General features: G+C 57.6%; 2 protein-coding genes. Both read right to left on the reverse strand.

Features of this window, described 5'->3' with window-relative positions; genetic code table 11:
- Positions 1 to 54 precede the first annotated feature (54 nt).
- Positions 55 to 774, reverse strand: a complete 720-nt coding sequence (locus HUK65_RS18305) for a hypothetical protein (protein WP_179907698.1) — start codon at positions 772 to 774, stop codon at positions 55 to 57.
- Positions 774 to 1,595 (reverse strand): type ISP restriction/modification enzyme, encoded by an 822-nt coding sequence (locus HUK65_RS18310; protein ID WP_179907700.1) that lies wholly within the window; start codon positions 1,593 to 1,595, stop codon positions 774 to 776. Before HUK65_RS18310 ends, HUK65_RS18305 begins: the two co-directional genes overlap by 1 nt.
- Between the last annotated feature and the right edge of the window lie 75 nt (positions 1,596 to 1,670).

Consider the following 1,670-nt stretch of genomic DNA (forward strand, 5'->3'; position numbering starts at 1 on the left):
CAGACCGCAGAGGCCGCCTAACCATGATCCCGGCAGCGCTGCCCCGACCCGATTTCAACATTCATCGGGACATCCCCTTCGAACACGACCGATGTTTTCTGCGGGCGGAACTGGGCGTAGTTGTCTGCGCGTCCATCCTTGGCCAACCCGACATAGAACTTGTTGTATTTCAACTCTACCCTCGGGGTCGCTTTCCTTCACCAACTCGAAAAGCCTGTCCATGAGCGCCACGGTCTTCGGCGTGCCCTTTTCCTTTTCCCAATAAGCGCGGTCGGTCGGCGCGCTGATCGCGTCTTCGTCTTCATCGACCAGTCCGCGCTGCATTTCGTCCAGCACCTTGGTGAATACCAGAGTGACGTGATCGCCGACCTGATACGCTTGCACCTGTATGGCGATCAGCGGGATTGCCCCGTTAAACAGCGAAACGACGTTCAGGAAGCGGCTGGTGATGTCCTCTGCGATCAGGACGGCGCAATGTTCATACTGCGGGTAGCGCTTGCGCTCGATGTCCCAGTATTCGATGCAGCGGATGATATGGGCCTCGTCGGTCGCGCCAAGCTGCAACTCGACTTCATACCGCTTGTAGGTGTCGGGGTCTTGCAGCAGCAGGTCCAGCCGCCCGGCGCGGGTTTGGCGCCGCTCCCTGTCGCGTAGGACCAGATCACCCAGGCCGATGATCTTCGGATCATCCGCGATGATGTCCTGCATCCAGTTTTCGGAATAGACAGGATGATTCCTGAGCGAGATGCGCTTGGGTTTGGTAAAGGATGCCATCAGGAAAGGTCCATTTCTATTGTCTGCATGATCCGGTCGGTTTCGGACAGGATTTTCAGGATGCGCTGGTAATGGCGCACGTCTTCGAGGGTCAGGGGGCGGCCCTTGCGGTCTTTCAGCCATTTCTGGGCGGGCTGATAGCCGCCGATGTAGAAGCCCCAGGACACTTCGGGGGCGTCGTCGAAATACTGGGTCTTGTTGATCCAGACCTTGCCGCCCTCATACCGGGGCTTGTCCACCGTGTTGTCGCCTTCGCCGATGAAGGGATAGGGGGTTGCGCCGATGGTGGCGGGGTCCATCAGGTGAAGCTGGCGCAGGGTGTGGCCCTTGGCGGGCACGTCCCAGAACTCCGCCGGGGTTTTCGGCCACGGGATGCGCGGGAAGTCGATTTTCAGGAACTCGGCATAGGTACTGCGATAGTCGGGGCAATGCAGCACGCCATAGATGTAATCGAACACGTCCAGTTCGTCGGGGGTGCCGTGGTCGGGGTGGGTGGCCAGCTTTTTTAGCTTGGCATATAGCTTCGGGTCGAAATTGACCCGGCGGGTTTGGTCGAGGTCTTGCTCGTCGGGGTATAGGTAGAGGGGTGATGCGGATGATATGCCTTTATTACTGTAAACGCCCCGATTGTCGAAAACGTGCTTGGATACTAACGCATGGTTCCAGCCTGAATCTGAACGGGCGGCCTGTCTTGAGAAAATGAGTGCAATATTCTCGCCTTCTATCAAATGGCGAGTCGCGCGTTCACGGCGATGCACTGCTACATTTGAATCGTAAACTGTGTAGCGGGTATCGAATGGGCGATATACTATAGGCGTCACTAGTGTTCTGAGTCTGACGCATCTTACCGGTTCCCTCTGATTTCATCCAGCGCGTCGAGTGCGCGGCGTTCCCGG

Origin of the sequence: Rhabdonatronobacter sediminivivens, assembly GCF_013415485.1 — a bacterium.
Classification (GTDB): Bacteria; Pseudomonadota; Alphaproteobacteria; order Rhodobacterales; family Rhodobacteraceae; genus Rhabdonatronobacter; species Rhabdonatronobacter sediminivivens.

Excerpts from the sequence above, each read along its gene's own strand:
- HUK65_RS18305 (WP_179907698.1), bottom strand. The coding sequence starts at position 774 with ATGGCATCCTTTACCAAACCCAAGCGCATCTCGCTCAGGAATCATCCT.